The sequence below is a fragment of the Methylobacterium organophilum genome (genome assembly GCF_022533465.1).
Taxonomy (GTDB): Bacteria; Pseudomonadota; Alphaproteobacteria; order Rhizobiales; family Beijerinckiaceae; genus Methylobacterium; species Methylobacterium organophilum.
On sequence record NZ_CP092848.1, the window covers coordinates 2,847,443 to 2,874,039 of the forward strand.

A 26,597-nucleotide genomic window follows, 5' to 3' on the forward strand; every position below is an offset into this window, starting at 1 on the left:
TCACCGGCATGGTCGAGTTCACCGCTTTCGGGCTCCTGTCGAGCGCCGTCGTGCTCTGGGCCGTAGCTCTGTCGCCGATCCGGTGAAGGCCGCGTTGAAGGGTCCGCCCGTGTTCCGCCGGAAACGGGTTGTTCACAGGAGATCGCGGAAAGGCCCCGCCGCGGGTGCCTCCGCCCCTGGGCGATGATGCCGCGGGGGCACGGCCGGTGGATATCGCGTCTCGTGAGCCGGCTCGCAGTCGACTCTTGAGCCGACTCTCCCGATCCTGCCCGCCTCCAACGAAGGTCGGTCATGACGCGGTTGCTGAAGGAGGTCGGTTTCGTCCACCTCCACGTCCACTCGTCCTATTCGCTCCTCGAAGGTGCCCTGAAGGTCGGCGACCTGATCGGGGCGGCCTATGGCGACCGGCAGCCGGCGCTCGCGCTCACCGACACCAACAACCTGTTCGGCGCCCTGGAATTCTCCGAGAAGGCGGCGGGCAAGGGCATCCAGCCGATCCCCGGCATCCAGCTCTCCGTGCGGTTCGAGGCGCCCGATCCGATGGCGCGCGGCGCCCAGCTCGGCAGCGCCAACCTCGTGCTGCTTGCCCAGGACGAGATCGGCTACGGCAACCTGCTGCGGCTGGCGAGCCGCGCGCATTTCGACGTCCCCCTGGGCGAGCCGCCCTGCCTGGACGCGCAGGCCCTGAAGGAGGCCTCGGCGGGCCTGATCGCCCTCTCCGGCGGCCCGACCGGCCCCCTCGACCAGGCGATCCGCACCGGCCGGGCCGATCTCGTGGCCCGCCGCCTCGACCGGCTGAAGGAGGCCTTCGGCGAGGACAATCTCTATCTCGAATTGCAGCGCCACGGCGCCGAGGGCGAGGCGCGCATCGAGCGCGAATTGCTGGCTCTGGGCCAGCGCCACGGCCTCGGCATGGTGGCCGCCAACGAACCCTTCTTCTCGAAGGAGGCCGATTACGACGCCCACGACGCGCTGCTCGCCATCGCCGAGGGGCGCCTCGTCTCCGACGAGCGCCGCCGCCGGCTGACACCCCGGCACGGCTTCAAGACCCGCGCCGAGATGGTCGAGCTGTTCCGCGACCTGCCGGACGCCCTGAGCGCCACGGTCGAGGTGGCGATGCGCTGTGCCTACCGGGTGCGCACCCGCAAGCCGATCCTGCCGAATTTCGGCGCCGTGGCCGCGGGCGAGACGCCGGCCATGGCGGAAGCGATCGCCGAGGCGACCGAGGCGGTCGCGCAGGAAGTGGCCGCCGACGAGCCGACCGAGCTGTGCCGGCAGGCCGAAGCCGGGCTGGAGCTGCGCCTGAAGCAGCACGGCACCGCCCCCGGCTTCTCGGAAGAGGATTACCGCGCGCGCCTGAAGTTCGAGCTCGACGTCATCGTCAAGATGAAGTTCCCGGGCTACTTCCTGATCGTCTCGGACTTCATCAAGTGGGCCAAGGAGCACGATATCCCGGTCGGGCCGGGCCGCGGCTCGGGTGCCGGCTCGCTGGTGGCGTGGTCGCTCCTCATCACCGACCTCGATCCGCTCCGCTTCGGCCTGCTGTTCGAGCGCTTCCTCAACCCCGAGCGCATCTCGATGCCGGATTTCGACATCGACTTCTGCGTCGAGGGCCGCGAGCGGGTGATCCAGTACGTGCAGCGCCGCTACGGCGAACGGCAGGTGGCGCAGATCATCACCTTCGGTACGCTGCTCGCCCGCGGCGTGCTGCGCGACGTCGGCCGTGTGCTGGAGATGCCCTACGGGCAGGTCGACAAGCTGACCAAGCTCGTGCCGCAGAACCCGGCCAACCCGGTCACCCTGGTCCAGGCCATCGAGGGCGAGCCCAAGCTGCAGCAGGCGATCGAGGAGGAGCCGATCGTCGCCCGCCTCATGGAGATCGCCAAGAAGCTGGAGGGCCTGCACCGCCACGCCTCGACCCACGCCGCCGGCGTGGTGATCGGCGATCGGCCCCTCGAGGAGCTGGTGCCGCTCTATCGAGACCCGAAGACCGGCATGCGGGTGACCCAGTTCAACATGAAATGGGTCGAGCAGGCGGGGCTGGTGAAGTTCGACTTCTTGGGCCTCAAGACCCTGACCATGCTGCGCTGCTGCACGGATCTGCTCAAGCAGCGCGGCATCGAGGTCGATCTCGCGCAGATCCCCCTCGACGACAAGACGACCTACGAGCCCATGGGCCGCGGCGAGACCGTCGGGGTGTTCCAGGTGGAATCGGCGGGCATGCGCAAGGCGCTCTGCGAGATGCAGGCCGACCGGTTGGAGGACATCATCGCCCTGGTGGCGCTCTACCGGCCGGGCCCGATGGCCAACATCCCGGTCTATTGCGAGCGCAAGCTCGGGCGCGATGCCGGCAACGAGGCGAGCTGGTACCCGCATCCGATGCTGGAGCCGATCCTGCGGGAGACTTTCGGCATCATCGTCTACCAAGAGCAGGTGATGGAGGTCGCCAAGGTCCTTGCCGGCTACACCCTCGGCGAGGCCGACATGCTCCGCCGCGCCATGGGCAAGAAGATCAAGGCGGAGATGGACGCTCAGCGCGACCGCTTCGTGAAGGGCTGCCTCGAAAGCGGCATCGCGCAGGCGAAGGCCAACGAGATCTTCGACCTGCTCGCCAAGTTCGCCGATTACGGCTTCAACAAGTCGCACGCGGCGGCCTATGCCCTGGTGACCTACCAGACGGCCTATCTGAAGGCGAACTACCCGGTCGAGTTCCTGGCCGCGGCCATGACGCTGGACATCGACAACACCGACAAGATCGCCGAATTCCGCCAGGACGCGCAGCGGCTGAAGATCACCGTCGAGCCGCCCTCGATCAACACCTCGGGCGTGGTCTTCACGGTGCACGAGGGGCGCATCCGCTACGCGCTCGCCGCCATCAAGGGCGTCGGCCGGGCGGCGGTGGAATCGATCGTGGAGGCGCGCGGCGACCGGCCGTTCAAGGACCTTGCCTGCTTCGCCCGGCGCCTCAACCCACGCCACGTCAACAAGCGGACGCTCGAGAACCTGATCGCCGGCGGCGCCCTCGACTGCATCGAGCCGGACCGGGCCCGCGCCTATGCCGCCGTCGAGCCGATGATGAAGATGGCCCAGGGCGCGGCCGAGGCCGAGACGACCGGCATCGTCGACATGTTCGGCGGCGTCACCGCCGCGGAGGTGGGTCTGCGGGTGCCGCCCTACGAGCCCTGGCCGATGTCGGAGACCCTGAAGAAGGAATACGAGGCCATCGGCTTCTTCCTCTCGGGCCATCCCCTCGACGAATATGCCGGCCTGCTCGACCGGCTGCGCGTCCAGAGCTGGGTGGATTTCTGCCGCGCGGTGCGGGCGGGCTCGGCCAGCGTCGGCCGGGTCGCCGCCTCCGTGCTGGACCGGGCGGAGCGGCGCACCAAGAGCGGCAACAAGCTCGGCATCGTCACGCTCTCGGACCAGACCGGCCATTTCGAGGCGATCATCTTCTCGGAGGGCCTCGGCCATTACCGGGACATCCTGGAGCCCGGCCGCCCGCTCGTGCTGACGCTCCAGGCGAACCTGGAGGGCGAGGACGTGCGCGCCCGCATCCAGACCGCGGAGCCCCTCGACCAGGCGGTGGCCCGCCACCAGAAGGGCATGCGCATCTACCTGCGCGACGACCGGGCCTTGGGCTCGGTGCAGCAGCGCCTGACCATGCGCGGGGAGGGGGAGGTGTCGCTGATCCTCATCCTCGACGGCGGCGAGCGCGAGGTCGAGGTGAAGCTGAAGGACCGCTACCAGGCGAGCCCCCAGCTCGCGGGCGCCCTGCGGGCGGTGCCGGGCGTGGTGCAGGTCGAGGTGAACTGAGGCCGGGGCCGCGGCACCCGCGCGTCTCTACTCCGCCTGCTCGATGCTCTGCTCGAAGGTCTCTGCAATGCGGGGATCGCCCATCAGCGCGATGGCCGAGAGCAGGAGCCCCAGGATGACCGCGTAGAGCAGGATGAAGCGGCTCGGGTTCCGGCTGCGCAGGAAGGCGAGGCCGGCGAAGGGGATGCTCTGCAGGGCAAGCGCCGCGGGGACATTCATCGATCGCTCCGAGGCGTATCCGGGAAAGGCAAGCCCGACGCCGAGGGCGCCGGGCTCGCAAGTGTCGGAGGAAAAAGCGTGCGGGCGGAGCGCACCCGCACGTCGCGTCACGCCGAGGCGTTCTCGGCGAGCTTGACGGAACGCGTCGCGGTGGGCGCATCCTCGGAGGCCAGAAGGCGCAGGCGCATCGGCTTCAGCACGAACAGGGCCAGAGCCGCCGCGGTGATGTTGAAGCCGATCACCAGGGCGAAGACCGCCGTCCAGCCATAGGCAGCCGACAGCATGCTCGCGAAGGGCACGATGAAGGCCGCGGTGCCCTTGGCGGTGTAGAGCAGGCCGGCGTTGCTGGCTGCATACTTGGAGCCGAAGGTGTCGCCACAGGTCGCCGGGAACAGCGAGTAGATCTCACCGAACACCGCGAAGTAGCAGGCCGTGGCGAGCACGAAGACGATCGGCGTGCGGCCGTAGCCGATCAGCATGATCGTCGCGAGGGCGGCGATGCTGAAGGCGATGAACATCGTGTTCTCGCGGCCGATATTGTCGGACACGAAGCCGAAGAACGGGCGGCCGAACCCGTCGAAGATGCGGTCCAGCGAGATCGCCAGGGTCAGCGCCGCCATCTGCATGCCGAACAGGCTCACCGGCACGTCCGCGACCTTGAAGTCGTGGGCGATCGGGGCGATCTGCGCCGCCGCCATCAGGCCGCCGGAGGCCACCATCACGAACATCACGTACATCACCCAGAATACCGGCGTGCGGACCGCCTCGCGGGGCGTGCGGTCGACGGTGGTCTGGGGGAGGCGCAGGTTCTTGCGGGTGACCGGAACCAGGGTCGAGGGCTTCCGCAGCAGGAAGGACAGCGCGATCACCACGGCGCCCTGGCCGAGGCCGAAATAGAGGAAGGCGTCCTGGTAGCCGCTGGTCTCGATCATCTTGGCGATCGGAACCACGGTGATGGCCGCGCCGGCGCCGAAGCCCGCCGCCGTCGCACCGGCCGCGAGGCCGCGGCGATGGGGGAACCACTTCAGGGCGTTGCCGACGCAGGTGCCGTAGACCGAGCCGGCGCCGATGCCGCCGACCACGGCCGCCGCGTAGAGCAGGGCGAGCGAGTCGGCATGGGCGTTCAGCACCCAGGACAGGGCGATCATGAAGCCACCGAAGCAGACCACGATCTTGGGGCCGTAGCGGTCCACGAACCAGGCCTCGACCGGCACCAGCCAAGTCTCGGTGGCCACGAACAGCGTGAAGGCCAGCTGGATCGCCGCCCGCCCCCAGTGGTGCTTCGCGTCGATCGGATCGACGAACAGAGTCCAGCCGTATTGCAGGTTGGCGATCATGGCCATGCAGAGCACGCCGAAGGCGAGCTGCCACCATTTGGCCGAGGGGGCGTCCTGGCGTTCCATCCCTGAATCCTTGTTTTGGTTCGGTCCTGCGACCGTCCCGCGAGCATGCAAAATTTCGTCAGGTATTCAATATACCAGACGACGATCCCGGCACGAAAACGCTGGCGGGGTGTGTTCGCGGCACATGGTCGCGAGCGGGGAGTCTCTGAAAAATCGCTGTTTTCACGGAAGCTTAAGCGCGGATCTCAATTTTCTGTGAGGCTGTGTCACCGTCACGCAGCCGAGCGGCCACGAGGGCCTGGAGGCGCCAGAGGTGGCGGTCGCGAATCCCGAGTTCGGCGCAGGCGGCGACCGTCCGGAACAGGTATTCCGCGCTCGGGCCGAGATGGCCGCAGGCGCTGGCGATCTTGTCGGCGATGGCCTCTTCCGAAAGGCGTCCGCTGTAGCGGTCGCTCGCGCGGTTGACGACGAAGGTGAGCGCCGTGACCGGCCCCTGCGCGATCGCGACCTCCACCCAGCGGGCCTCGTAGCCCTTGCCCTTCATCTCCCGCCGCCAGAGCGGCATCAGCACGGCGTGGGGATCGTCCCCGGGAAGGCGGAAGGCTACGCCCTTGCACAGGCCGCCGCGCTCCAGGGCGAGGACGAAGCCCGGCCGTTCCGGCGTTCCGCGGAAGCGCCGCTGCAGCAGGCAGAACCGGCGGTGCCAGCCGCGCAGGGTCGCGACCCTCTGCTCGGCGATCTCGAATTCGGGGCTCCACAGCAGCGAGCCATAGCCGAAGACCCAGAGGTCGCCCGGCGGGCGGCGCGCATGCGCCAGGATGGTCTCGAGCCCCGGCGTCAGTTCCGTGTCGGAGAGGAGATGAAGGGCCGTCTCGTCGTCGGCGACGGGATCGGGGTGGGCGCGGGCGATGAGGGCGAGGCTGAGATCGAGCGAGCGCGAAGCCATGGGTTGCAGCGGACCAAACTCCGCCGCGCAATGCAACCCGAAGCTTATCCGCCGCGCCGGTTGCCGAGAGCGTCGAGTTCCGGGAACGGCTGATAGCGATGGCCGGAACAGACCTCGTCGTCCTCCTCGACGATGCTGAGCTTTTCCGTGCCGATCTCCTCGCGGATCACCACTTTCGGCCGCTCCGGCTCGAAGAAGTCGCGCCCATACATCCGGCTCGACACGCAGTAGAGCGTGCGCTCCCCGTCCTCGAAGGGGCCGGCGATGCGGCTGCGCTCGAACCGGACCGGGAGCAGCGACACGGCGCCGAACTTCACCTGCTTGAGCGCGAGGGCCGCGACGCGCTCGCGGAAGGTCGTCGGCACGATCGGGGAGGGGGCCGGCGGGGCCGTGGCCGTCGTGCAGGCGGAGACGACAAGCGCGATTCCCAACGCGAAGCCCCGCGCCGCAGGCCGCCCGTCCATCGCCCGATTCCCCGCTTCTCAGCCCGGATGAGCGTAGCCGCGCGGAAGGGGCCGAGGAAGCGACCCGCGGTTGCATCGGTGCGCGGCGAGGTTTCGTCCCTGCGCAGGATGCGCGCGGTCCCCGGAACGCGTATCGTCCCGGCATCATGCAATGGACCGACGACGGGCTGGTGATCGGAGTGCGCCGGCACGGGGAGACGAGCGTCATCCTCGAATTGATGACCGCCATGCACGGCCGCCATGCGGGCCTCGTCCATGGCGGGCGCTCGCGCCGGATGCAGCCGATGCTCCAACCCGGCAACCACCTGCGCGCCACTTGGCGGGCCCGGCTCGACGAGGGGCTGGGCACCTATGCGGTGGAGCCCGTCGCCATGGTCGCGGCGCGGCTGATGGGCTCGGGCCTCGCCCTCTACGGCATCGGCCATGCCACGTCCCTGCTGCGGCTCCTGCCGGAGCGCGATCCGCATCCGGCCCTCTACGAGGCGATGCGCGTGCTCGTGGGCCATCTCGACGACCCCGCCATCGCCCCGGCGCTGATGGTGCGCTTCGAGCTCGCGGTCCTCGCCGAACTCGGCTTCGGCCTCGACCTCGCGGCTTGCGCGTCGACCGGCCAGAACGACGCCTTGATCTACGTCTCGCCCCGGAGCGGGCGGGCCGTCAGCGCCTCGGCGGGCGAACCCTATCGCGACCGCCTGCTGTCGCTGCCGCCCTTCCTGCGCGACCGCTCCGTTCCCGGCAGCGGCTGGCGCCCTCCGGACGCCCAGGACGTTTCCGAGGGGTTTACCTTGACGGGGTATTTCCTCACTCAGCACATCTGGGAACCGCGCGGGCTGCCACCGCCGGAGGAACGGGCACGATTCGTCGCACTCGGCACCGCGACGCGGCCTTGATGTTCGTGTTATGTTCCGTTTTTCAAAGACGTTGACCTGGAGTGAGTGATGGGGGAGGCCTTCGAGCCGCCGACCGGCGACGGCATCGAGAGCGTCGAGCTGAAATCGGCCCTGGAGGAGCGCTACCTCGCCTACGCGCTCTCCACGATCATGCATCGTGCGCTGCCCGACGCGCGCGACGGCCTGAAGCCGGTGCATCGCCGCATCCTCTACGGCATGCGCCTGCTGCGCCTCGACCCGACCGCGACCTTCAAGAAATGCGCGAAGATCGTCGGCGACGTGATGGGTGATTTCCATCCCCACGGCGACCAGGCGATCTACGACGCCCTCGTGCGCCTGAGCCAGGATTTCGCCCAGCGCTACCCGCTCGTGGACGGCCAGGGCAATTTCGGGAACATCGACGGCGACGGCCCGGCGGCCTACCGCTACACCGAGGCGCGGATGACCGAGGTCGCCCGCCTGCTCCTCGACGGGATCGACGAGGACACGGTCGATTTCCGGCCCTCTTATAACGGTGAGAAGGAAGAGCCGGTCGTGCTGCCGGCCGCCTTCCCGAACCTGCTCGCCAATGGCAGCCAGGGCATCGCGGTCGGCATGGCGACCTCGATCCCGCCGCACAACGCGGCCGAGCTCTGCGACGCGGCGCTCTACCTGATCCAGAATCGCGAGGCGACCTCCGAGCAGTTGCTCACCTTCGTGAAGGGGCCGGACTTTCCCACCGGCGGTATCCTGATCGATTCCGCCGCGACCATCTCCGAGGCCTACCGCACCGGCCGCGGCGCCTTCCGCGTGCGCGCCCGCTGGGCCAAGGAGGATCTCGGCCGCGGCACCTGGAACATCGTCGTCACCGAGATTCCCTACGGCGTGCCGAAGAGCAGGCTCATCGAGAAGATGGCCGAGCTTCTCCAGGAGAAGAAGCTGCCGCTTCTGGCCGACGTGCGCGACGAATCCGCGGAGGACGTGCGCATCGTGCTGGAGCCGCGCTCCCGCTCGGTCGATCCCGTCATCCTGATGGAATCGCTGTTCCGGCTCACCGAGCTCGAAGCGCGCATCCCGCTCAACATGAACGTGCTCGTCGGCGGGCTCGTGCCGCGGGTGATCGGGCTCGTCGAGGCCCTGCGCGAGTGGATCGACCACCGCCGGGTGGTGCTGCAGCGGCGCTCGCGCTTCCGCCTCGGCCAGATCGAGCGGCGCCTCGAGATCCTGGGCGGCCTGCTCATCGTCTATCTCGACCTCGACGAGGTGATCCGCATCATCCGCGAGGAGGATGAGCCCAAGCCCGCCCTCATGGCCCGCTTCGCGCTGAGCGAGGTTCAGGCCAACGCCATCCTCGACACCCGGCTGCGCTCCCTGCGCAAGCTGGAAGAGATGGAGCTGAAGCGCGAATTCGACGCGCTGACCAAGGAGAAGGAGGGCCTCGAGGCGCTGCTCGGCTCCGAGAAGCTGCAATGGAGCGACATCACCAAGCAGATCCGCGCGGTGAAGAAGACCTTCGGCCCGGAGACCGCCCTCGGCCGCCGCCGCACCACCCTCGAGAACCCGCCGGACACCGCCGGCATCGACTTCACCCAGGCCATGGTCGAGCGCGAGCCGATCACGGTGATCGTCTCGGAAAAGGGCTGGATCCGCGCCCTCAAGGGCCATGTCGCTGATCTGTCCGGCGTCGCCTTCAAGGGCGACGACGCCCTCAAGGTCTCTTTCTTTAGCGAGACTACGGCGAAGATCCTGGTGCTCGCCTCGAACGGCAAGGTCTTCACCCTGGAAGCCTCGAAGCTGCCCGGGGGCCGCGGCTTCGGCGATCCGATCCGCCTCATGGTCGATCTCGACGACGGTACCGAGATCGTCGCCGCTCTGCCCTACCAGCCCGAGGGCAAGCTCCTGATCGCGGGTTCGGACGGACGCGGTTTCGTCGCCCCCGCGGATGCGGTGGTGGCCAATACCCGCAAGGGCAAGGGCATCCTCGGCGTCGACGAGGGCGTGACCGCCACCGTGCTCGTCCCCGCCGAGGGCGACCACGTCGCGGTCTGCTCGTCCGACAAGCTGCTGCTGATCTTCCCGGTCTCGGAGCTGCAGGAGCTCTCCCGCGGCAAGGGTGTGCGCCTGCAGCGCTGCCGTGGCAGCAGCCTCGTCCACGCCCATGTCTTCACCCTGGCCGAGGGACTGCCCTGGCGGGACGGCTCCCCCGAAGGCCGGCTCGCCCATGCCGGCATTCTGGAGAAGTGGATGGGGCACCGGGCCGAGGCGGGCATGCTGATGACCCGCAGCTTCCCGAAATTCGAGCGGTTCGGAAAATGAAAAAGCCGGGCATCGTGCCCGGCTTTTTTCTTGAGGAGATCGCCTGCTGGCTCAGCGGCGGCGGAACTGCTGGCCGCCGCGCTGGGGCGGACGCGGGCCGGAGGAGCGCTCGTCCTTGTGGCGGAACACGAGGCGGCCCTTCTCGAGATCGTAGGGAGACATCTCGACGGTGACGCGGTCGCCGGCCAAGGTCTTGATGCGGTTCTTCTTCATCTTGCCCGCCGTGTAGGCCACGATCTCGTGACCCTGGTCGAGCTGCACGCGGTAGCGCGCATCGGGAAGGATCTCGATGACGAGCCCTTCGAACTGCATCAATTCTTCTTTCGCCATGCACCGTGTCCTTGGCCGGGCGGCCCGCACACAGCCCCGGCAAATCCTTTTACAGATCGTCGTGCGAAACGCTTGGTGGTGCGGGTCCGATCCATTCGGAGGCGCAGCGACGCCAGCGTGTGCGTGCATCTAATGCCGCAACCGCCTTTTCGCAAGGAAAGAGGCACCTGATTGGCGGGAGCTCCGCAACGAAAGTTGTCGATTGTCCAGGATTCCCGCCGAGATTCTCCATCGAACGGGTGCGGCGCTATCGCGGGACGACGTTTCCGGCATAGTCGATGCGACCGTCCGCCGTCCGGCGCCAGACATGCAACCGGTAGGGCGGCCGGATGAGGTCGCCCTTGCCGTCGAACGCCAGCTCGCCGACCACCGTGCGCAGCGGCCGGCCGGCATGCAGGAACGCGGCGACCTTGGCCGGGTCCGTCGAGCGGGCGCCCTCGATGCCCTGGCGGATCACCTCGATCGCGGCATAGGCCGGGGCGGCGAACATCTCGGCCTCGGGGGTGCGGGCCCCTTTCGCGCCTTTCGTTTCGGGCAGGCGGGGGGAATCGGGCGCCAGCGTCATCAGCGTGCCCTCGGCACCGGGCCCGGCGAGCTGGGCGAAATCCTTGTCGAGGATCCCGTCGCTGGCGACGAGGGGCACTTGCAGCCCGGCCTCGCGCAAAACGCGAATCAGCAGCGCCGCTTCCGGCGCGAGGCCACCGAAATACACGGCCTCCACCCCCGCCGCCCGCAGGCGGCCGATCAGGCCAGAGACATCCTTGTCGCCGCGGTTGATGCCCTCGAACAAGGCCTCGCGGCCGCCGCGGCTGCGCAGGGCCCGGGCCGCGTCCTCGGCGAGCGCCCGGCCGAAGCTGGTCTTGTCGTTGAGGATCGCGACCGGCCGCCCCTGGAAGGTCTCGGCGAGCCAGGCGCCGGCCACCGCACCCTGCTGCGCGTCGTTGCCGGCCAGGCGGAACAGGCGGCCTGCACCGCGGGCGGTGAGGCTCGCCCAAGTCGCCCCCGGCGTCACGGCGAGCAGGCCCGCCTCCTCGAAGATCGGCAGGGCGGCGGCGGTCGCCCCCGAATCAAGCGGCCCGACGACGAGCTTCACCCCCGCCGCCGCGAGCCGGCGCGCCGCCTCCGCCGCCTGTTTCGGATCGCCGGCATCGTCCTGCACGACGAGCTGGATCTTCTGCCCGCCGATGCCGCCGGCCCTGTTGATGTCCGCGACCGCCTGCTCGACGCCGGCGCGCATCCCGCCCCCGAAGCCCGCATCCGGCCCGGTCAGCGGTGCGGCGAGCCCGATCCGCACCTGCGCCGCGGCGGGCACGGTGAGCAGCGTCAGGGAGAGCAGGGCCGGCGCGGCGGCAGCCGCTTTTACCCGGAGCGGCATCGCGGCGCGCCTTTTGCGTGAGACCTCGCCGCCACCCTAGCCCGGCCCCGCTTCCCCGAACAGTCGCGCGAGCCTGTTTGCTTGCCCGTCCCGGGGGATGGATCCGCATTGCGAAACGGGCGCGAAGGCTTACTTCGGATCGATGACGGAGCGCGGCGTTCTCGATCCGCGCCCGGGAGTTTCAGACATGCTCTCCACCGAGGACGACATCCTGCGCACGGCCGAGGGCTGGCGGCGCGAGGGGCGCAGGGTCGCTCTCGCCACCGTCATCGAGACCTGGGGCTCGGCGCCGCGCCCGGTCGGCAGTCACCTCGTCATCGACGGAGAGGGCAGCTTCCTCGGATCGGTCTCCGGCGGCTGCGTCGAGGGCGAGGTCATCACCGAGGCGATGGAGGCGATCGAGGACGGGCGCCCGCGCACCCTCGAATTCGGCGTGGCCGACGAGACCGCCTGGCGGGCAGGCCTGTCCTGCGGCGGCCGGATCCGCGTCTATGTCGAGCGGATCGACTGAGCGCCATGCGCCTCGATCTTCTCCAGCGCCTCAACGCCGAGCGGGCCGCCCGCCGGGCCGCCATCCTGGTCACGGATACGGGCGAGGGCAGCCAGCGCCTCGTCACCGAGGCCGATCTCGCCTCCGACCCGCTAGCCGAGACCCTGCGCGAGCGCCTGCAGAGCGGGCGCAGCGGGCTCGTCGAGGCGGAGGGCCGCTCGCTTTTCCTGACGGTGCAGGTGCCGCCCATCCGCCTGGTGGTGATCGGAGCGGTGCATATTAGCCAGGCGCTCTGCCCGATGGCGGCGAGCCTCGATCTCGACGTGGCCGTGATCGACCCGCGCACGGCCTTCGCCACGCCGGAGCGCTTCCCCGGCGTGCGGCTGATCGCGGAATGGCCGGATGTGGCTTGGGAAGCTCTCGGGCCGCTCGACCGCTACACGGCCGTGGCGGCACTGACCCACGATCCAAAGATCGACGATCCGGCCCTCACGGCGGCGCTCGCCGCGGAATGCTTCTATGTGGGCGCCCTCGGCTCGCGGAAGACCCATGGCCGCCGCGTCGAGCGCCTGACCCAGGCGGGATTCTCGGAGGCCCAGATCGCCCGTATCCACGCGCCGATCGGCCTCGATCTCGGTGCCGTCTCGCCCGCCGAGATCGCCGTCTCCATCCTCGCCCAGATCGTCGCGACCCTGCGCAAGGACCGGATCAAGGCGACGACATGAAGTTCGGTCCCATCCCGGTCCGCGAGAGCGCCGGGCTGATCGCGGCGCACGGCGTCCGCGGCGACGGCTTCGCCGTGCGCAAGGGTCAGACCATCACACTCGAGAACGCCGCCGCCCTGGAGCGGGCGGGGCTCGCGGAGGTGGTGGTGGCCATTCTCGAACCCGGCGATGTCGGGGAGGATGCGGCGGCCGAGCGCCTTGCCCACTGCCTCGCGGGTCCCGGCCTGCGGATCGAGCCGCCCTTCACCGGCCGCTGCAACCTGTTCGCGGAGCATGCGGGCGTCTTCCTGGTGGAGGCCGAGACGGTCGACGCGCTGAACGGCGTCGACGAATCGATCACCGCCGCGACGCTTCCCCCCTTCAAGCCGGTGGTGGCCGGCGAGATGGTCGCGACGGTCAAAATCATTCCCTATGCCGTGGCCGGCGCTGCCCTCGGCCGTGCCGCTACCCAGGTGCCCGCGCCGCCTCTGCGGATCGCGCCCTACCGTCGGCGGCGGGTCGCCGTGATCTCGACCCTTCTCTCCGGGCTGAAGCCCGCGACCATCGACAAGACCCTGCGCGTGCTGGCCAACCGGCTGGCACCGGCAGGGGCGGAGATCGTCGTGGAGAGCCGGGTGCCCCACGAGGCCCGGGCCGTCGCCGAGGCCCTCGGTCAGGCGGCGGCCGCGGCCGATCTCGTGGTGGTGTTCGGCGCCTCGGCCATCGCCGACCGGCGCGATGTGATCCCTGCCGGAATCGAGGCCGCCGGCGGGCAGGTCGCGCATTTCGGCATGCCGGTCGATCCGGGCAATCTCCTGCTGCTCGGCGCCCTACGCGAAATGCCGGTGATCGGCGCGCCGGGCTGTGCCCGCTCGCCCGTCGAGAACGGTTTCGACTGGATCCTTCACCGCCTGCTCGCCGACCTACCGGTGACCCGGGCGGACATCGTTCGCCTCGGCGTCGGCGGGCTGCTCATGGAGATCGTCTCGCGGCCTCAGCCGCGCGAGGGCGGCGCGAGCTCTGGGGAGGAGGCATGAGGGGGGACCGGAACGTACCGGTCGGCCTCGTCCTGCTCGCCGCCGGCCGGGGCACACGATTCGGCGCCGCGCCGAAGCTCCTGGCCCGGCTCGATGGCAAGCCGCTGGTGCGCCACGCCGCGGAGGCCGCGCTCGCCTCCCGTGCCCGGCCCGTGATCGCGGTGCTCGGCGCCCATGAGGAAGCCGTCGGCGCGAGCCTCGACGGCCTCGACCTGCATCGCGTGCCCAATCCGGCCTATGCCGAGGGCCTGTCCGGGTCGCTGCGCGCGGGTCTCGCCGCCCTGCCGCCGAACACCCGGGCCGCGATCGTGATGCTCGGCGACATGCCTCGCATCACCGCCACTCATCTCGACGCGTTGATCGCGGCCTACCGGCTCGCCCAAGGCTGCACCTGCGCGGTCGTGCCGGTGAGCGGCGGCCGGCGCGGCAACCCGGTCCTGCTCGATCTCGACCGCCTGGGAGGCGATCTCGCGGCTCTGCAGGGGGATCGCGGCGCAGGGGCGATCCTGGCGGCGCGGGACGACGTACTGGAGATCGCCACGGACGAGGCCGTCGCCTTCGACGTCGACACGCCGGAGGCCCTGCCGCGCGGGTAGCCGTCACGTCTTCTCGCGGCGTGCCGCGTTGCGGCAGCGCTCGGAGCAGTAGCGCACCTCCTCCCAGACCCGCTCCCACTTCTTGCGCCACGCGAAGGGCCGGCCGCAGGTGGCGCAGATCTTCTGCGGGAGGTCGCCCTTGCGGCGCATCGGGGGCAGGGGCGCCTCCTCTCAGCGCCCGATCTGGCCGGCCTCGGCCAGGGGCACGGGGCTCCAGCGGGTGAGCTGGACGAAGCCGTCCTGCGCCGCGACGACGACGTGGCGGCGATGCCGGTGCACCACCGAGCCCGGGATCAGCCGGTGCGCCTCGGTCCAGCCCTCGGCGGCGGCAACGTAGACGCGGGATTCGCCGAGCCGCGCGATGGTCTCGATCGTGCCGAAGGCGCGCACCTTGCGCAGCACCTCCGCCACCTCCTTGCGGAAGTCGAGCGTGCGGTCGGCATCGTTCACCCGCGGCCAGTAGGAGCCGTCGCCCTGCGGCTCGGCCCGGCGCCAGAGATCCGGCAGGCTCCTGGCGATCGGCCCCACGGCGAGGCGGCGCCCGGCCATCCTGCATTTGGCGAGCAGCGTCTCGTGGCTCTCCAGCGGCGAGACGGGGAAGATGTCCTGGGCCAGGATGTCGCCGGTGTCGAAATTCTCCGAGAGCGTGTGGGCGGTGACGCCCCAGCTCTCGTAGGAATCGAGCACGGCGTGGAAGAGCGGGTAGGGGCCGCGCCCGATGGGCAAGGGCGAGGGATGGAAGTTGAGGGCGAAGCGGGCCTTGCCGTGCCAGCCCTTCACCAGCCAGGGATAGCCCGCCACCACCAGCGCCCAGTCCCGGCCGTGCTCCCGGTTGAGGGCGTCGAGATCGGCGGGCAGCACCCGCGAGAGCTGGATCGGGATGCGGTGCCGGCGCGCCTGCGCCACGATGACGTCGTTGTGGTCGTAGATCCCGTCGCAGGGGCGGGTGAACAGCTTGAGCGGGCTCCAGCCCGCCTCGACCAGCCCGTCGAACACGCTGCCGAGGAAATCGATGCCGGCGAAGGCGAATTTCATGGGCCGTCCAGACCATCCGTGAGCGGCCCTGCGACCTTCGGCGCAGGGCATGACGCGCGGCTGCCGGATCCCAGGCCCGCATCGGAGCGATAGCTAGTCGATTTGGGCGGTACGGGAAGGCCGTGGAACGGGGGATCCCCATGCAGCGCGTCGGTCTCTCGAGCGGCAGGGCCTGAGCGGCCATGGGCGTGCTGCGGTTCATCCTCGGCGACCAGCTGCATCGCCGGGTCGCCTCGCTTACCGATCTCGATCCCGAGGCGGATGTGGTCCTTCTCGTCGAGGTCCGCGCCGAGGCGACCTATGTCCGCCACCACAAGCAGAAGATCGCCTTCCTGTTCTCGGCCATGCGCCATTTCGCGGCGGAGCTGGAAGCCGAAGGCGTCAGGGTCGACTACGTGCGGCTCGATGCGGAGGGCAATACCGGGTCCTTCACGGAGGAGCTGGAGCGGGCGATTGCCCGGCACGATCCGGAGCGCGTCGTCGTCACGGAGCCGGGGGAGTGGCGTGTCTGGGAGATGATGCAGGCCTGGCGCGAGGAGCTGTCCGTCCCGGTCGAGATCCGGGCGGACAACCGCTTCCTGTGCTCGCGGGAGACCTTCGAGGCCTGGGCCGGCGACCGCACTACGCTGCGGATGGAGACCTTCTACCGCTTCATGCGCAAGCGGACCGGGATCCTGATGACGGAGGACGGACCCGAAGGCGGCCAGTGGAACTTCGACGCCGAGAACCGCAAGCGGCTGCCCAGGGGCCATGTCCCGCCGGAGCGGATCGGCTTCCCACCCGACGCGATCACCCGCGAGGCCATGGCGCTGGTCGCGCGGGAATTCGGCGACCATTTCGGCAGCCTCGACGCCTTCGCCTGGCCGGTGACCCGTGCCGAGGCGCTGAGGAGCCTCGCGCATTTCCTCCGCGAGGGCCTGCCGCGTTTCGGCGACTACCAGGACGCGATGAAGGCGGATGCCCCCTTCCTCTACCACGCGCTGATCGCCCCGGCCTTGAACGCGGGGCTGCTCACGGCGGAGGAGGTCTGCCGGGCGGCCGAGCGCGCCTATCGCGAGGGCGGCATCCCCCTCAATGCGGTGGAGGGCTTTGTCCGACAGATCCTGGGCTGGCGGGAATATGTGCGGGGTCTCTACTGGGCGCGGATGCCGGCCTATGCCGAGAGCAACGCGCTCGCGGCCCGGCGTGACCTGCCCTGGTTCTACTGGTCGGGCGAGACGGGGATGAACTGCCTCCGGCAATGCATCGCCCAGACCCGGGACCATGCCTATGCCCACCACATCCAGCGGCTGATGGTTCTGGGCAATTTCGCCCTGCTCGCGGGGATCGAACCGGCCCAGGTCGAGGAATGGTACCTCGTCGTCTACGCCGACGCCTATGAATGGGTCGAGCTGCCCAACGTGCACGGGATGGTGCTCTGGGCCGATGGCGGCCTGCTCGGCTCCAAGCCCTACGCGGCTTCGGGGGCCTATATCGACCGGATGTCCGATTATTGCGGAGCGCAATGCCGGTACGACGTGAAAGCGAAGACGGGCTCGGAGGCCTGCCCATTTAATTATCTGTACTGGAATTTTCTTATCACGCACGAACAGAGATTGTGTAGCAATCCGCGCATGGCGATGCCGTACCGGACTTTGCGCGCCATGGGCGAGGAGCGGCGGGCCGCGATCGTGGCCGATGCGGCGCGCTTCCTCGACGCGCTGGAGACGTGACGGCGCTGTCAGAGCGGCGTCCAGGCGGCCAGCGTGAGATAGCCGCAGGGATCGTCCTCGCCGGTCTCGCCCTGGAGTCCGGCCGAAACGCGGAAGCTGACGGCGCCGAGGGCGAAGTCCGTGGCGTGAACGCCGACGCTCCATTTGAGGTAGCCGGTCCGGTCGGCATAGAGGGCGGCTTCCGGCCCGAGATAGGCGCCCCAGATCCGGTACCCGAACGAGGCCCGGCCATAGGCATCGGAGCGGGCCGAACCGAGGATCAGCGTCAGCGTCACCAGGGTGTCGTCGCTCGGCCGCGCCCAGACTTCGCCGTGCAGGCGCAGGCCGACACGCGGCTTGAGCATCTGGAACGCGTCGATTCCGGCGAGCGCCTCCGCCGAGACCTCGGGGCCGGCAAACAAAGCGGCGACGCCCCAGGGGCGCACCATCTGATAACCGGCCAGGGCAGAGCCGAGCATCGTCGCGCGCAGGAAAACCGGAGAGGCCGGGCCTGAGCTACGCTCGCGGCGCACCCCGCCGCCTATGCTGACGAGGACGGCGATTCCCTCGCGATCATGGCCCGCGAGCCCGACCTTGGCCCCGGCGCTCGTGAAAGAGGATCGCCCCGCATCGAGGCTTCCGAACAGGATCGTGTGGACGGGATCCTGTTCCGCACGGACGATCGCCGGCGACATCATCAGGCAGAGCGTGTGGATGACGGGCAAAATCCTCGGAAAAAGATTTTTTGCCAAATCGGGCATCCGCCTGCCGTCGCGCTAAAGCACTATATGCAACCTGGGATGGTTTAAGCCGATGAATTAAACTCGAATAATACTATCAATCTTCTAGCAATCATGTCCACGATTACTCGATTCTCCCTGTGTATACCCACAAACCGGGGGACCTCAGATCAGATCTCGTCACTGACCTGAACTTCAGCGCTGTCGAATCGCGAGGCGGCAAACGTTGACGCGCCGGGCATCGCGACACGTCACAGGTGCGTTGGCGCGCTTGGCGGAAGCGGCGGCATCGGCTAGAGCCGCCGCCGAACGAGAAAAGAGACGGCATCCGCCTTTTGTCCTCCGGCGCGCGCACTTCCGACGTCCTCACTGTGCTCGCGAGCCAGGAGAGCGACCGCCTGACCGTCGGCGACATCATCGCCGTGCTCCGCGATCGCGCCTTCGCGCTGCTCGTGGTGCTGCTCGGCCTGCCCAATTGCCTGCCGATGCCGCCGCCGATCCCGCTGGTCTGCGGCCTGCTGCTGCTGATGATCGCGGTTCAGATCGTGGCCGGCATGTCGGCGCCCTGGCTGCCGCGCAGCATCCTGGGCCAGTCGATCGCCCGGGAGAATGTCGAGCGGGCGGTGACCCGCGCCGTGCCGATCCTGCGCCGCCTGGAGCGCTGGTCGCGCCCGCGCCTCAGCCTGTTCGACAGCGCGGTCGGCATGCGCGGCATGGGCGTGCTGCTGCTGGCGCTGGCCCTGGCGCTGATCGTGGCGCCGCCCTTCTTCGGGCAGATCCCCCTCGGGCTCGCGGTCTCGCTGATCGGCCTCGGGCTGGTGGAGCGCGACGGCTTCGTAGTCATGGGCGGCCTCGCCATCGGCGCGGTCGGTGTCGGCATCTCCGTCGGCTTCGTCTACACGCTGTTCGCGAGCGTCATGAGCGCGCTGACGTGGCTCTCGGGCTTCGTGCCGGGGCTCGCCGCGCTGATCCACTGAACGGCGCCGGCTGACCGGGCCGGAGGAAGCCGGATGCACGCGACTCATGCCCTCGACGCGCCCGCGGCGCCGCGGATCGCCTTCGACGCCTTTCTGGCCGTCGACATCCGCGTCGGGACGGTGGTGGCGGCGGAGGCCTTTCCCGAGGCGCGCAAGCCGGCGCTCAAGCTCACGATCGATTTCGGCCCGGCCCTCGGCACCCGGCGATCGAGCGCGCAGATCACCGAGCATTATACGCCCGAGACGCTGGTCGGCCGGCAGGTGGCGGCGGTGGTGAACTTTCCCCCGCGGCAGATCGGCAAGGTCCTGTCCGAGGTGCTGACCCTCGGCTTCGCAGACGCGCAGGGCGCCGTGGTCCTGTTCGCCCCGGATCAGCCGGTGCCGAACGGCAGCCGGCTGTTCTGAACAGGCGTCACGCCTCCAGGTGGCGGCGCCGCACCAGGCGGTGGATCAGGCCGCCGCGGGGGCCGAACAGCATCGACAGGATGTAGAGCCCCCCCGCGGCGAGCACGATCGCCGGCCCCGTCGGCAGGCGGATCTCCGCATGGTAGGAACCGATCAGCCCGATCAGGCTGGCGAGCATCGCGACCAGCATCGAGACCGGGATCAGCCCGGACAGGTCCTGCGCCCAGAAGCGCGCGGTGATGGCCGGCAGCAGCATCAGCCCGACCGCGAGCAGGGTGCCGAGCGCCTGGAAGCCGGCGACGAGGTTCATCACCACGAGGCCGAGGAAGGCGTAATGCACCGGCCCCCCGGCGCGGCTCACCGTGCGCAGGAAGAGCGGGTCGACGCATTCCATGACGAGGGGGCGGTACAGGGCCGCGAGCCCCATCAGCGTCACCGTGGCGATGCCCCCCAGCAGCACGAGCGCGTCGTCGTCCAGCGCCAGAACCGAGCCGAACAGGATGTGCAGAAGATCGACCTGCGAGCCCCTCAGCGAGACGAGGAAGACGCCGCCCGCCAGGGAGATCAGGTAGAAGGCGGCGAGGCTCGCATCCTCCTTGAGCAGGGTGGAGCGGGTGACGAGGCCCGCGAGCAAGGCCACCGCGAGGCCGGCGACGAGGCCGCCCAGCGTCATCGCCGGCAGGGACAGGCCGGCCACCAGGAAGCCGGCCGCGGCGCCGGGCAGGATCGCGTGGCTCATCGCCTCGCTCATCAGGCTCATCCGGCGCAGCATCAGGAAGACGCCGAGGGGCGGCGTCGACAGGGACAGGGCGAAGCAGCCCACCAGCGCCCGGCGCATGAAGCCGAATTCGGCGAAGGGGCCGACGAGATAATCGAGAACGGCGCTCACTCGGCAGCCTCGTGACGGACGGGACGAGCGTGGTCGTGCCCGTGATGGCTGTGATCATGATGATCGTGGCCGTCATGGTCGTGATCCGACGGGTCGGCCACCGCGTCGTCGTGGCGGCAGATCGCGGCGTTCTCGTCCCAGGCCTCCGAGAGATGGCGGGCGCGGGCGAGATTCTCCTCGGTCAGCACCGTCGCGGTCGGCCCCCAGGCAATGGGCGCGCGGGCGATGAGCAGGGTCGTGGGGAAATGCGTCCGCACCTGCGCGAAATCGTGCAGGGCCGCGACGACAGTGCGCCCCTCCCGGTGCCAGCCCCGGATCAGCGCCAGCAGATCGGCGGTGGTGCGGGCATCGATGCCGGTGAAGGGCTCGTCGAGCAGGATCAGCGAGGCATCCTGCAGGATCAGCCGCGCGAACAGGGCGCGCCGGAACTGGCCGCCGGAGAGGGTTCCGATCGGCCGGTCCTCGAAGCCGGACAGGCCCACCGTCCCCAGGGCGCCGACGAGCCGGCTGCGCTCGCCCGACAGGCTGCGCCAGGCGCCGTGCAGGCGCCACAGGCCCATCGAGACGAGATCGAGCACGCTCAAGGGGAAGGAACTGTCGATCTCGGCCGCCTGGGGCAGATAGGCGACAACCTCCCCCCGGGGCCGCTCGATGGCGCCGTCGAGCGCCCGCAACTCCCCCGCAATGCCCTTCAGCAGGGTCGACTTGCCCGCCCCGTTCGGGCCGATCAACGCCAGCAGGTCGCCCCGCGGCACCGATCCCTGGAGATGGTGCACGGCCGGATGGCGGTCGTAGCCCAGGGTCAGGCCGCGGAAGCGGATCGCGGCGGTCTCCGCGGTCGTCACGCCAGGGCCCACAGGATCGCGGCCCAGAGCAGGCCGGAGAGCACGAAGGCGGCGATCAGACGCGTGAAGGCGCTCGAACGGAACAGGGACCGGCGTGGCATTCGGGCGAGGCCGGGCGGGCGGGACATGCGGTCTCCAGGGCGCGGCCGACTTCGGGTCGCGCCGCGTGACAGGCGGGCGTGGGGACCTTCGGATTGCCGGGGTCCGGGTGCGCGCGTATGATCCTGCGGCTGATACACTGTAACAGGCGCCGAACTCAATCGGGCCGCCAGCGAGGAGCGGAGGATGCACCACCACGCGCACGGCGAGGAAGCCGGCTGCTGCGAGGCGGAGCATGGGCCTGGGGAGATCTTGGCGCGCGCCGAGCGCCTCTGCCGCGAGCGGGATCTCCAGTTCACGCGCCTGCGCCGCGACGTGCTGGAAGCGGTGGCGAAGGAGGGCAGGCCACTCGGGGCCTACGACATCGCCGAACGCCTGAGCGGGGAGGGGCGCCGTGTCGCCGCCGTCTCGGTCTACCGCGCGCTGGATTTCCTCACCGAGCAGGGCTTGGTCCACCGCATCGCCAGCCGCAACGCCTTCGTGTCCTGCGGGCACGAGCACGGCGACAAGGCCGGACTGGTCTTCCTGATCTGCCGGACCTGCGGCGGCATCGACGAGATGACCGCACCCAACGTCGAGAATGCCCTCGACCGCACCCTGGCCCAGGTCGGCTTCACCCCGTTCAGCCGGATCCTGGAAGTCGAGGGGCAATGCGGCAATTGCCGCGAGCGGGGCGAAGGCTAGGGCCGAACCGGCTCAGCCGGCCGCGAGGTCGCGCGCCGCGAACAGGCCGTCGAGATAGGCCCGCACGAAGGGCGGCATGCGGGCGTGATCGATATCGTCCGGCCTCCGCACGCAGATCATCCGGGACAGTTCCGGTTCGGCCTCGCCCGCATGGTTCTGCGCGATGCGGGCCTTGAGGGCGTCGGCCCGCGCTTCGAAGCGCACCGGGCGCAGGAAGGCGAATTGGCCGTCGCCTTGCAGCAGCGTCCACGGCGCCTGCGCGGCCGAAGCGGGCAGGGTGAGGCCGGTCTCCTCGCGAAACTCCCGTTCCGCGCTGCCGGCGAGATCCACGACGCCGCCGTCCCGGACATCGCCCGCATCGGGGGTGCCGCAGGGGAAATAGACCTGGCCGGCATTGGCGGTGCCGGGCGCCATCTGGCCGAGCAGCACCGCGCCATCCGCGGTCCGGGGCACGATCGCGGCAAAGGCGTTGGCGACGGCCGGATCCGGCGAGCCGGCGTCACGGAACGCGATGAAGCGCGAATAGCGCGCCTCGAAGAAGTCCACCTGGCAATGGCCGCCCGAGATTGTGCAGCTGGAGGCCAGCAGCACGATCCCGTCGAACAAACCCGGCGTCGCCGCGCGGCGGCGTTCCCAGTTGGCGGCGATCATCGCGGCATTCGCCTCCGCCCAGGCCCAGCGATGGGGCACGAGCCGGGCCGAGAGCGTAATAAGGGACGTCCGGGTGAAGACCGGCGCTTCCGGCTCAGACAAGGAGCCTGCCCTCGCTCACCACCACCGCCGCTCCGCCGATCTCGACGGAGCGCAGGGCGCCCTCCGCCACCACGAGTTGAAGCGCGATCGCGCTCGGCCGGCCCATGGCCACGCCCTGGCGGATGGCCACGTCGTGCGTGCCCTCGCCCAGGGGCTCGAACTGCATCAGCACCCCGGCGAAGGCCACCGCCGCCGAGCCGGTGGCCGGGTCTTCGGCGATGCCGAGATGGGGGGCGAACATGCGCGCCTGATAGCTCCGCCCCAAGCCCTCGGGGTCGAGGGCGTAGAGATAGAGGCCGTCCTGCGCGCTCTCGGGGGCGAGCCGGGTCAGCGCGGCGGCGTCGAGACGGGCCCGTGTCAGGGCTTCGATGGAGACGACGGGAATCGCGGTGAAGCGCGGGCCGCCGCCCTCGTGGCGACTGGGCGCGTGACGGCCGAAGCCGATCTCGCTCGGGGCGAGTCCCAGGGCCTCCGCATAGGCTTCCGCCTCCGCGGCCTCGCCGAGCCAGGCGGGGAGGATGGGCGCCTTGAACCGGGCCTGGCCGCGGCGGGCGGCGGGGTCCGCCTCGACCACGCAGGGCACGATCCCCGCCGCCTCCTCGAGCCCGAACATCCCCGCATCCGGCCGCCCGTCTGCCGCCCTGTCGTGCAGGGCGAGCAGAACGGCGGTGCCGATGGTCGGATGGCCGGCGAAGGGCAATTCGCGGGCGGGCGTGAAGATGCGCAGGGCCGCCCGGTGGCGGTGATCCTCGGGCGGCAGCACGAACACCGTCTCGGAGAGGTTGAACTCGCCGGCGATGGCCTGCATCGCGTCCTTGTCGAGCCCCCCGGCATCCAGCACCACCGCCAGCGGATTGCCGGCGAGGGGATTCTGCGTGAACACGTCCAGGGTGGCGAAGCGGCGTCCGGCCGTCGGCTCAGCCATGGTGTCGTCCTCGTGATGGCGCCGGGCGGTCAGACCGCCTCGACGGGGAAGGTCGCGCTCGGCGCTACGAACTCGTCCTGTGCGGCCACCGTCAGCAGCTCGCTCGCGCCGGCCTCCGCCGTGCGCCGCAGCAGCCCGTGGATGGAGGCGGCGGCCATGCCGAGCGCCAGGGCCGCGGATCCGGTGCGAGCGTAATGCACGAGATAGAGCGCGGCGACCGCATCGCCCGCCCCGCTGACGGCCTTGAGATCGAGCCGCGGCGTGCGCACCCGCCAGAACCCGCCGCCTTCGCCGGCCATCATGTCGATGGCGTCGGCGGGCGTCTCCTCGGTCGTCAGGGAAGTGACGAGCACCACCCGCGGCCCGAAAGCCTGCAGGGCCGCGGCGGCAGCCTTGGCCCCCTCGAGCGTTCCCGTGGGAAGGCCGGTGAGAAGATCGAGCTCGAACTGGTTGGGCGTGACGATGTCGGCGGCGGGCACGGTATGGTCGCGCATGAACTCGGCGACGCCCGGCCGCACGTAGATCCCGGCATAGGTGTCGCCGATGACGGGATCGCAGCAATAGAGTGCCCGCGGGTTGGCCTGCCGCACCGCCGCCACCGCCCGCAGGATCGCCGTGCCGATCTCGGCCGAGCCCATATAGCCGGACAGGACGGCGTCGCAGGCGGCGAGCATGCCCCGTTCGGCGATGCCCTGCACCACTTCCTCGACCGCTGGCCCGTCGAAGACCCGCCCGCGCCAGGCGCCGTATCCGGTGTGGTTGGAGAACTGCACCGTATGCACCGGCCAGACCTCGACGCCGAGCCGCTGCATCGGAAACACGGCGGAGGCGTTGCCGACATGGCCGTAGGCAACGTGGGACTGGATCGACAGGACGTTCATCGCGCCCTCTGGAAGTCAGGCAGGGGAGGCCGTGTTAGCCGGAACCGGACGCGGGCGCACCCGACAATGGGCCGGGGCGGCCATGATCCTGGCGGCTGTCACGGCGACCGGGCCTCGGGCGGCCGGGGCGGCCGAGGCTGGGCCGCGTCCGATCGAACGTGACTCGGCCCGCGTCTCAGGGAAAACGACGCTTCGAGTTCCGCGGAACGGACGAATATTTGCAATTCTCGATTGCGGCAGTCGAGGCGTGTGGGTATCGATTGTATTATGAAATTTTGAAATCCGAACAGGATTTCAAAAACCCATCAAAATCATTGTCATAATCATGACCGTTCGGGATGCTTATTATAATTTTAATTAATTGTTAAGCATTTTATCATTGTTGATCGCGGGCATCTGATCGAACTTTGGAGCGCTCGAAGTGCTGCGGATCAATCTTCCACGCAAACTCTACGCGCTTGTCGCGCTCGCCGGCCTGAGCTTGATCATTCTCGGCGGCACAGCCCTCTACTACCAGTTCGGAACGATGTTTCAGCAGCGGGTCAACCGCATCGAGCTGATGACCGAAGCGGCCGTGAACCTGATCGATCGCTATCATGCCCTGGCCGAGAAGGGTGAGATGAGCGCGGCCGCAGCCCAGTCCGAGGCTCTGAAGAACGTCGTCGCGATGCGGTTCGACCACGACGGCTACTTCTTCGTCATGGACGAGAAGGGCAGAATCCGCATGCATATCAAGCCCGAGATGATCGGCACCGATCTCAGCGACCAGGCCGATGCCAACGGCTTCCGCTTCGTCGCGGACGTCCTTCCCCGGGCCCGCCAGGAGGGACATGCCCAGGTGTCCTATGCCTGGGTGCGGCCAGGAGAGAACGAGCCGACGACCAAGATCGCCGTGTTCCGCTACCACAAGCCCTGGGGCCTCTACGTCGCCACCGGCGTGCATATCGGGGATCTGAACACGGCGATCTGGGAGCAGATCAAGCGGCTGTCGCTGATCGGCGTCGGGATCATGATCGCCCTCGCCGCCGTTTCCGGCCTGATCATCCGCTCGATCATCCGCCCGAACAACCGGCTGCTCGACGCCATGGGCGTGCTGGCCACCGGCGAGACCGGGGTAGCGCTGGAGGAGGCCAAGCGCAGCGACGAGATCGGCGCGATGGCCCGGGCCGTCCTCGTGTTCCGCGACAATGCCATCGAGCGCCAGCGGCTGGAGAGGGAGCAGGCGGCCGAGCAGGAACGCCGGAACCGCCGCGCTATCCTTCTGGACAGCCTGATCGGCGGCTTCGAGTCGACGGTCGGGGGATCGCTCGCGACAATCAACGACGCCGCGTCGAACCTCCAATCGACCGCTCAGGCGATGACCGCCTCCGCGACCCAGACCGCCAGCCAGTCCAACAGCGTAGCGGCCGCGGCGCAGCAGGCCTCCGGCAACGTCCAGACCGTCGCGGCGGCGGCCGAGGAACTCGGCACCTCCGTGGAGGAGATCGGTCGCCAGGTCGCCGGCTCGGCCCGGCTCGCCCAGACCGCCGTCGGCGAGGCCGATTCGACGGCCCATCTGGTCCAGCTCCTGAGCCAGACCTCGACCAAGATCGGCGACATGGTCGGCCTGATCTCCACCATCGCGTCCCAGACCAACCTGCTGGCCCTCAACGCCACGATCGAGGCTGCCCGGGCCGGGGAGGCGGGCCGGGGCTTCGCGGTGGTCGCCGCCGAGGTGAAGGAGCTCGCCAACCAGACCGGCCGCGCCACCGACGAGATCTCCCAGCAGATCACCGAGGTGCAGAGCGTGACGGAACAGGCCGTGCGCGCCATCGCGGGGATCGCCACCCGCATCCGCGAGATCGACTCCGTGGCCGTCACCATCGCCGCCGCGGTCGAGCAGCAGGGCGCCGCGACGCAGGAGATCGCCCGCAACGTCGCCCAGGCCTCGGTAGGCACCGGCGAGGTGACGACCAACATCGCCGGCGTGGCGCAGGCCTCGGGGGAGACGGGGGCCGCCGCGAGCCAGGTGCTCGCCTCCGCCTCCGAGCTGTCGCGCCAGTCGACGCATCTCGGCCACGAGGTGAACCGCTTCCTCGAAGGGGTCCGCGCGGCCTGATCCGCCCACGGGATCCTCAGTGGCGGCGCCGTTTGACGAACGGCGCCGCTTGCCGAGGGGCGATGCCTTGGCC

The 26,597-nt window shown here is 69.6% G+C and carries 27 protein-coding genes; 12 read left to right on the forward strand and 15 right to left on the reverse strand.

What is annotated here, in order from left to right; genetic code table 11:
• Positions 1-291: 291 nt before the first annotated feature.
• Positions 292-3,813 (forward strand): DNA polymerase III subunit alpha, encoded by a 3,522-nt coding sequence (dnaE, locus tag MMB17_RS13205; RefSeq protein ID WP_241099062.1) that lies wholly within the window; start codon positions 292-294, stop codon positions 3,811-3,813.
• A 27-nt stretch (positions 3,814-3,840) separates the two neighbouring features.
• Here dnaE and MMB17_RS13210 read toward each other — a convergent pair whose 3' ends face one another.
• The 4 genes from MMB17_RS13210 to MMB17_RS13225 form a co-directional block, all read right to left on the reverse strand.
• On the reverse strand, positions 3,841-4,032 hold the full coding sequence (locus MMB17_RS13210; RefSeq protein WP_238312160.1) for a hypothetical protein: 192 nt from the start codon (positions 4,030-4,032) through the stop codon (positions 3,841-3,843).
• Positions 4,033-4,139: 107 nt separating this feature from the next.
• Positions 4,140-5,435: an oxalate/formate MFS antiporter gene (oxlT, locus tag MMB17_RS13215; protein WP_238312158.1), complete on the reverse strand. Its 1,296-nt coding sequence runs from the start codon at positions 5,433-5,435 to the stop codon at positions 4,140-4,142.
• A 172-nt stretch (positions 5,436-5,607) separates the two neighbouring features.
• Positions 5,608-6,321, reverse strand: a complete 714-nt coding sequence (locus MMB17_RS13220) for a gamma-glutamylcyclotransferase (protein ID WP_241099063.1) — start codon at positions 6,319-6,321, stop codon at positions 5,608-5,610.
• Between the two features lie 44 nt (positions 6,322-6,365).
• The gene (locus MMB17_RS13225) at positions 6,366-6,785 is read right to left on the reverse strand and encodes a hypothetical protein (RefSeq protein WP_241099064.1); all 420 of its coding nucleotides are present in this window, start codon (positions 6,783-6,785) and stop codon (positions 6,366-6,368) included.
• 146 nt (positions 6,786-6,931) lie between these two features.
• Between MMB17_RS13225 and recO the strand changes: the two genes are divergently transcribed.
• Entirely contained in the window at positions 6,932-7,675 is a 744-nt protein-coding gene (gene recO / locus MMB17_RS13230; protein WP_241099065.1) for a DNA repair protein RecO, read from the forward strand.
• 48 nt (positions 7,676-7,723) lie between these two features.
• Positions 7,724-9,970: a DNA topoisomerase IV subunit A gene (gene parC / locus MMB17_RS13235; protein ID WP_241099066.1), complete on the forward strand. Its 2,247-nt coding sequence runs from the start codon at positions 7,724-7,726 to the stop codon at positions 9,968-9,970.
• A 51-nt stretch (positions 9,971-10,021) separates the two neighbouring features.
• Here the strand turns inward: parC and infA are convergent, their stop codons facing one another.
• On the reverse strand, positions 10,022-10,300 hold the full coding sequence (infA, locus tag MMB17_RS13240) for a translation initiation factor IF-1 (RefSeq protein WP_238312149.1): 279 nt from the start codon (positions 10,298-10,300) through the stop codon (positions 10,022-10,024).
• A gap of 247 nt (positions 10,301-10,547) precedes the next feature.
• Positions 10,548-11,675 (reverse strand): branched-chain amino acid ABC transporter substrate-binding protein, encoded by a 1,128-nt coding sequence (locus MMB17_RS13245; RefSeq protein WP_241099067.1) that lies wholly within the window; start codon positions 11,673-11,675, stop codon positions 10,548-10,550.
• A 187-nt stretch (positions 11,676-11,862) separates the two neighbouring features.
• Between MMB17_RS13245 and MMB17_RS13250 the strand changes: the two genes are divergently transcribed.
• From MMB17_RS13250 to MMB17_RS13265, 4 genes are read left to right on the forward strand one after another with little or no spacing between them, the layout of a single operon-like run.
• Positions 11,863-12,186 (forward strand): XdhC family protein, encoded by a 324-nt coding sequence (locus tag MMB17_RS13250; RefSeq protein ID WP_238312147.1) that lies wholly within the window; start codon positions 11,863-11,865, stop codon positions 12,184-12,186.
• A gap of 5 nt (positions 12,187-12,191) precedes the next feature.
• The gene (locus MMB17_RS13255) at positions 12,192-12,890 is read left to right on the forward strand and encodes an XdhC family protein (protein ID WP_241099068.1); all 699 of its coding nucleotides are present in this window, start codon (positions 12,192-12,194) and stop codon (positions 12,888-12,890) included.
• Positions 12,887-13,906: a molybdopterin-binding protein gene (locus MMB17_RS13260; RefSeq protein WP_241099069.1), complete on the forward strand. Its 1,020-nt coding sequence runs from the start codon at positions 12,887-12,889 to the stop codon at positions 13,904-13,906. The genes MMB17_RS13255 and MMB17_RS13260 overlap by 4 nt, the downstream gene beginning before the upstream one ends.
• A complete protein-coding gene (locus tag MMB17_RS13265) occupies positions 13,903-14,502 on the forward strand; it encodes a nucleotidyltransferase family protein (protein WP_241099070.1) in 600 nt (199 codons plus the stop codon). The genes MMB17_RS13260 and MMB17_RS13265 overlap by 4 nt, the downstream gene beginning before the upstream one ends.
• 3 nt (positions 14,503-14,505) lie before the next feature.
• Here the strand turns inward: MMB17_RS13265 and MMB17_RS13270 are convergent, their stop codons facing one another.
• Together MMB17_RS13270 and MMB17_RS13275 are read right to left on the reverse strand one after the other, a co-directional pair.
• On the reverse strand, positions 14,506-14,661 hold the full coding sequence (locus MMB17_RS13270; RefSeq protein ID WP_238312344.1) for a DUF2256 domain-containing protein: 156 nt from the start codon (positions 14,659-14,661) through the stop codon (positions 14,506-14,508).
• A gap of 12 nt (positions 14,662-14,673) precedes the next feature.
• Complete coding sequence (locus MMB17_RS13275) at positions 14,674-15,537, reverse strand: formyltransferase family protein (protein WP_241099071.1); 864 nt, start codon at positions 15,535-15,537, stop codon at positions 14,674-14,676.
• A gap of 182 nt (positions 15,538-15,719) precedes the next feature.
• Between MMB17_RS13275 and MMB17_RS13280 the strand changes: the two genes are divergently transcribed.
• Complete coding sequence (locus MMB17_RS13280; RefSeq protein ID WP_241099072.1) at positions 15,720-17,249, forward strand: cryptochrome/photolyase family protein; 1,530 nt, start codon at positions 15,720-15,722, stop codon at positions 17,247-17,249.
• Positions 17,250-17,257: 8 nt separating this feature from the next.
• Here MMB17_RS13280 and bcsS read toward each other — a convergent pair whose 3' ends face one another.
• A complete protein-coding gene (gene bcsS / locus MMB17_RS13285; RefSeq protein ID WP_241099073.1) occupies positions 17,258-17,953 on the reverse strand; it encodes a cellulose biosynthesis protein BcsS in 696 nt (231 codons plus the stop codon).
• 386 nt (positions 17,954-18,339) lie between these two features.
• Between bcsS and MMB17_RS13290 the strand changes: the two genes are divergently transcribed.
• Both MMB17_RS13290 and MMB17_RS13295 read left to right on the forward strand, forming a co-directional pair.
• Entirely contained in the window at positions 18,340-18,945 is a 606-nt protein-coding gene (locus MMB17_RS13290; RefSeq protein ID WP_238312135.1) for an exopolysaccharide biosynthesis protein, read from the forward strand.
• Positions 18,946-18,978: 33 nt separating this feature from the next.
• Complete coding sequence (locus MMB17_RS13295) at positions 18,979-19,350, forward strand: tRNA-binding protein (protein ID WP_241099074.1); 372 nt, start codon at positions 18,979-18,981, stop codon at positions 19,348-19,350.
• Between the two features lie 7 nt (positions 19,351-19,357).
• Here MMB17_RS13295 and MMB17_RS13300 read toward each other — a convergent pair whose 3' ends face one another.
• The 3 genes from MMB17_RS13300 to MMB17_RS25265 are packed head-to-tail and all read right to left on the reverse strand — an operon-like array spanning position 19,358 to position 21,212.
• Complete coding sequence (locus MMB17_RS13300) at positions 19,358-20,188, reverse strand: metal ABC transporter permease (protein ID WP_238312343.1); 831 nt, start codon at positions 20,186-20,188, stop codon at positions 19,358-19,360.
• 47 nt (positions 20,189-20,235) lie between these two features.
• Positions 20,236-21,084, reverse strand: a complete 849-nt coding sequence (locus tag MMB17_RS13305; protein ID WP_241099075.1) for a metal ABC transporter ATP-binding protein — start codon at positions 21,082-21,084, stop codon at positions 20,236-20,238.
• Complete coding sequence (locus MMB17_RS25265; RefSeq protein WP_276518028.1) at positions 21,081-21,212, reverse strand: hypothetical protein; 132 nt, start codon at positions 21,210-21,212, stop codon at positions 21,081-21,083. Before MMB17_RS25265 ends, MMB17_RS13305 begins: the two co-directional genes overlap by 4 nt.
• 157 nt (positions 21,213-21,369) lie before the next feature.
• On the opposite strand from MMB17_RS25265, the gene MMB17_RS13310 reads away from it, so the two are divergent.
• The gene (locus MMB17_RS13310; RefSeq protein ID WP_241099076.1) at positions 21,370-21,867 is read left to right on the forward strand and encodes a Fur family transcriptional regulator; all 498 of its coding nucleotides are present in this window, start codon (positions 21,370-21,372) and stop codon (positions 21,865-21,867) included.
• 12 nt (positions 21,868-21,879) lie between these two features.
• Here the strand turns inward: MMB17_RS13310 and MMB17_RS13315 are convergent, their stop codons facing one another.
• The 3 genes from MMB17_RS13315 to pdxY are packed head-to-tail and all read right to left on the reverse strand — an operon-like array spanning position 21,880 to position 24,426.
• A complete protein-coding gene (locus MMB17_RS13315) occupies positions 21,880-22,620 on the reverse strand; it encodes an NUDIX hydrolase (protein ID WP_241099077.1) in 741 nt (246 codons plus the stop codon).
• Positions 22,613-23,545 (reverse strand): PhzF family phenazine biosynthesis protein, encoded by a 933-nt coding sequence (locus tag MMB17_RS13320; protein WP_241099078.1) that lies wholly within the window; start codon positions 23,543-23,545, stop codon positions 22,613-22,615. The genes MMB17_RS13315 and MMB17_RS13320 overlap by 8 nt, the downstream gene beginning before the upstream one ends.
• A 29-nt stretch (positions 23,546-23,574) precedes the next feature.
• Complete coding sequence (gene pdxY, locus MMB17_RS13325; RefSeq protein ID WP_241099079.1) at positions 23,575-24,426, reverse strand: pyridoxal kinase PdxY; 852 nt, start codon at positions 24,424-24,426, stop codon at positions 23,575-23,577.
• Between the two features lie 421 nt (positions 24,427-24,847).
• Here pdxY and MMB17_RS13330 point away from each other — a divergent pair, with 421 nt between their 5' ends.
• Complete coding sequence (locus MMB17_RS13330; RefSeq protein ID WP_241099080.1) at positions 24,848-26,524, forward strand: methyl-accepting chemotaxis protein; 1,677 nt, start codon at positions 24,848-24,850, stop codon at positions 26,522-26,524.
• Positions 26,525-26,597: the final 73 nt, after the last annotated feature.

What these genes read in the sequence shown, in the direction of transcription:
- dnaE (WP_241099062.1), top strand. Translation starts at nt 292, where the DNA reads ATGACGCGGTTGCTGAAGGAGGTCGGTTTCGTCCACCTCCACGTCCAC.
- MMB17_RS13210 (WP_238312160.1), bottom strand. Translation starts at nt 4,032, where the DNA reads ATGAATGTCCCCGCGGCGCTTGCCCTGCAGAGCATCCCCTTCGCCGGC.
- oxlT (WP_238312158.1), bottom strand. Translation starts at nt 5,435, where the DNA reads ATGGAACGCCAGGACGCCCCCTCGGCCAAATGGTGGCAGCTCGCCTTC.
- MMB17_RS13220 (WP_241099063.1), bottom strand. Translation starts at nt 6,321, where the DNA reads ATGGCTTCGCGCTCGCTCGATCTCAGCCTCGCCCTCATCGCCCGCGCC.
- MMB17_RS13225 (WP_241099064.1), bottom strand. Translation starts at nt 6,785, where the DNA reads ATGGACGGGCGGCCTGCGGCGCGGGGCTTCGCGTTGGGAATCGCGCTT.
- recO (WP_241099065.1), top strand. Translation starts at nt 6,932, where the DNA reads ATGCAATGGACCGACGACGGGCTGGTGATCGGAGTGCGCCGGCACGGG.
- parC (WP_241099066.1), top strand. Translation starts at nt 7,724, where the DNA reads ATGGGGGAGGCCTTCGAGCCGCCGACCGGCGACGGCATCGAGAGCGTC.
- infA (WP_238312149.1), bottom strand. Translation starts at nt 10,300, where the DNA reads ATGGCGAAAGAAGAATTGATGCAGTTCGAAGGGCTCGTCATCGAGATC.
- MMB17_RS13245 (WP_241099067.1), bottom strand. Translation starts at nt 11,675, where the DNA reads ATGCCGCTCCGGGTAAAAGCGGCTGCCGCCGCGCCGGCCCTGCTCTCC.
- MMB17_RS13250 (WP_238312147.1), top strand. Translation starts at nt 11,863, where the DNA reads ATGCTCTCCACCGAGGACGACATCCTGCGCACGGCCGAGGGCTGGCGG.
- MMB17_RS13255 (WP_241099068.1), top strand. Translation starts at nt 12,192, where the DNA reads ATGCGCCTCGATCTTCTCCAGCGCCTCAACGCCGAGCGGGCCGCCCGC.
- MMB17_RS13260 (WP_241099069.1), top strand. Translation starts at nt 12,887, where the DNA reads ATGAAGTTCGGTCCCATCCCGGTCCGCGAGAGCGCCGGGCTGATCGCG.
- MMB17_RS13265 (WP_241099070.1), top strand. Translation starts at nt 13,903, where the DNA reads ATGAGGGGGGACCGGAACGTACCGGTCGGCCTCGTCCTGCTCGCCGCC.
- MMB17_RS13275 (WP_241099071.1), bottom strand. Translation starts at nt 15,537, where the DNA reads ATGAAATTCGCCTTCGCCGGCATCGATTTCCTCGGCAGCGTGTTCGAC.
- MMB17_RS13280 (WP_241099072.1), top strand. Translation starts at nt 15,720, where the DNA reads ATGGGCGTGCTGCGGTTCATCCTCGGCGACCAGCTGCATCGCCGGGTC.
- MMB17_RS13295 (WP_241099074.1), top strand. Translation starts at nt 18,979, where the DNA reads ATGCACGCGACTCATGCCCTCGACGCGCCCGCGGCGCCGCGGATCGCC.
- MMB17_RS13300 (WP_238312343.1), bottom strand. Translation starts at nt 20,188, where the DNA reads ATGCGCCGGGCGCTGGTGGGCTGCTTCGCCCTGTCCCTGTCGACGCCG.
- MMB17_RS25265 (WP_276518028.1), bottom strand. Translation starts at nt 21,212, where the DNA reads ATGTCCCGCCCGCCCGGCCTCGCCCGAATGCCACGCCGGTCCCTGTTC.
- MMB17_RS13310 (WP_241099076.1), top strand. Translation starts at nt 21,370, where the DNA reads ATGCACCACCACGCGCACGGCGAGGAAGCCGGCTGCTGCGAGGCGGAG.
- MMB17_RS13320 (WP_241099078.1), bottom strand. Translation starts at nt 23,545, where the DNA reads ATGGCTGAGCCGACGGCCGGACGCCGCTTCGCCACCCTGGACGTGTTC.
- pdxY (WP_241099079.1), bottom strand. Translation starts at nt 24,426, where the DNA reads ATGAACGTCCTGTCGATCCAGTCCCACGTTGCCTACGGCCATGTCGGC.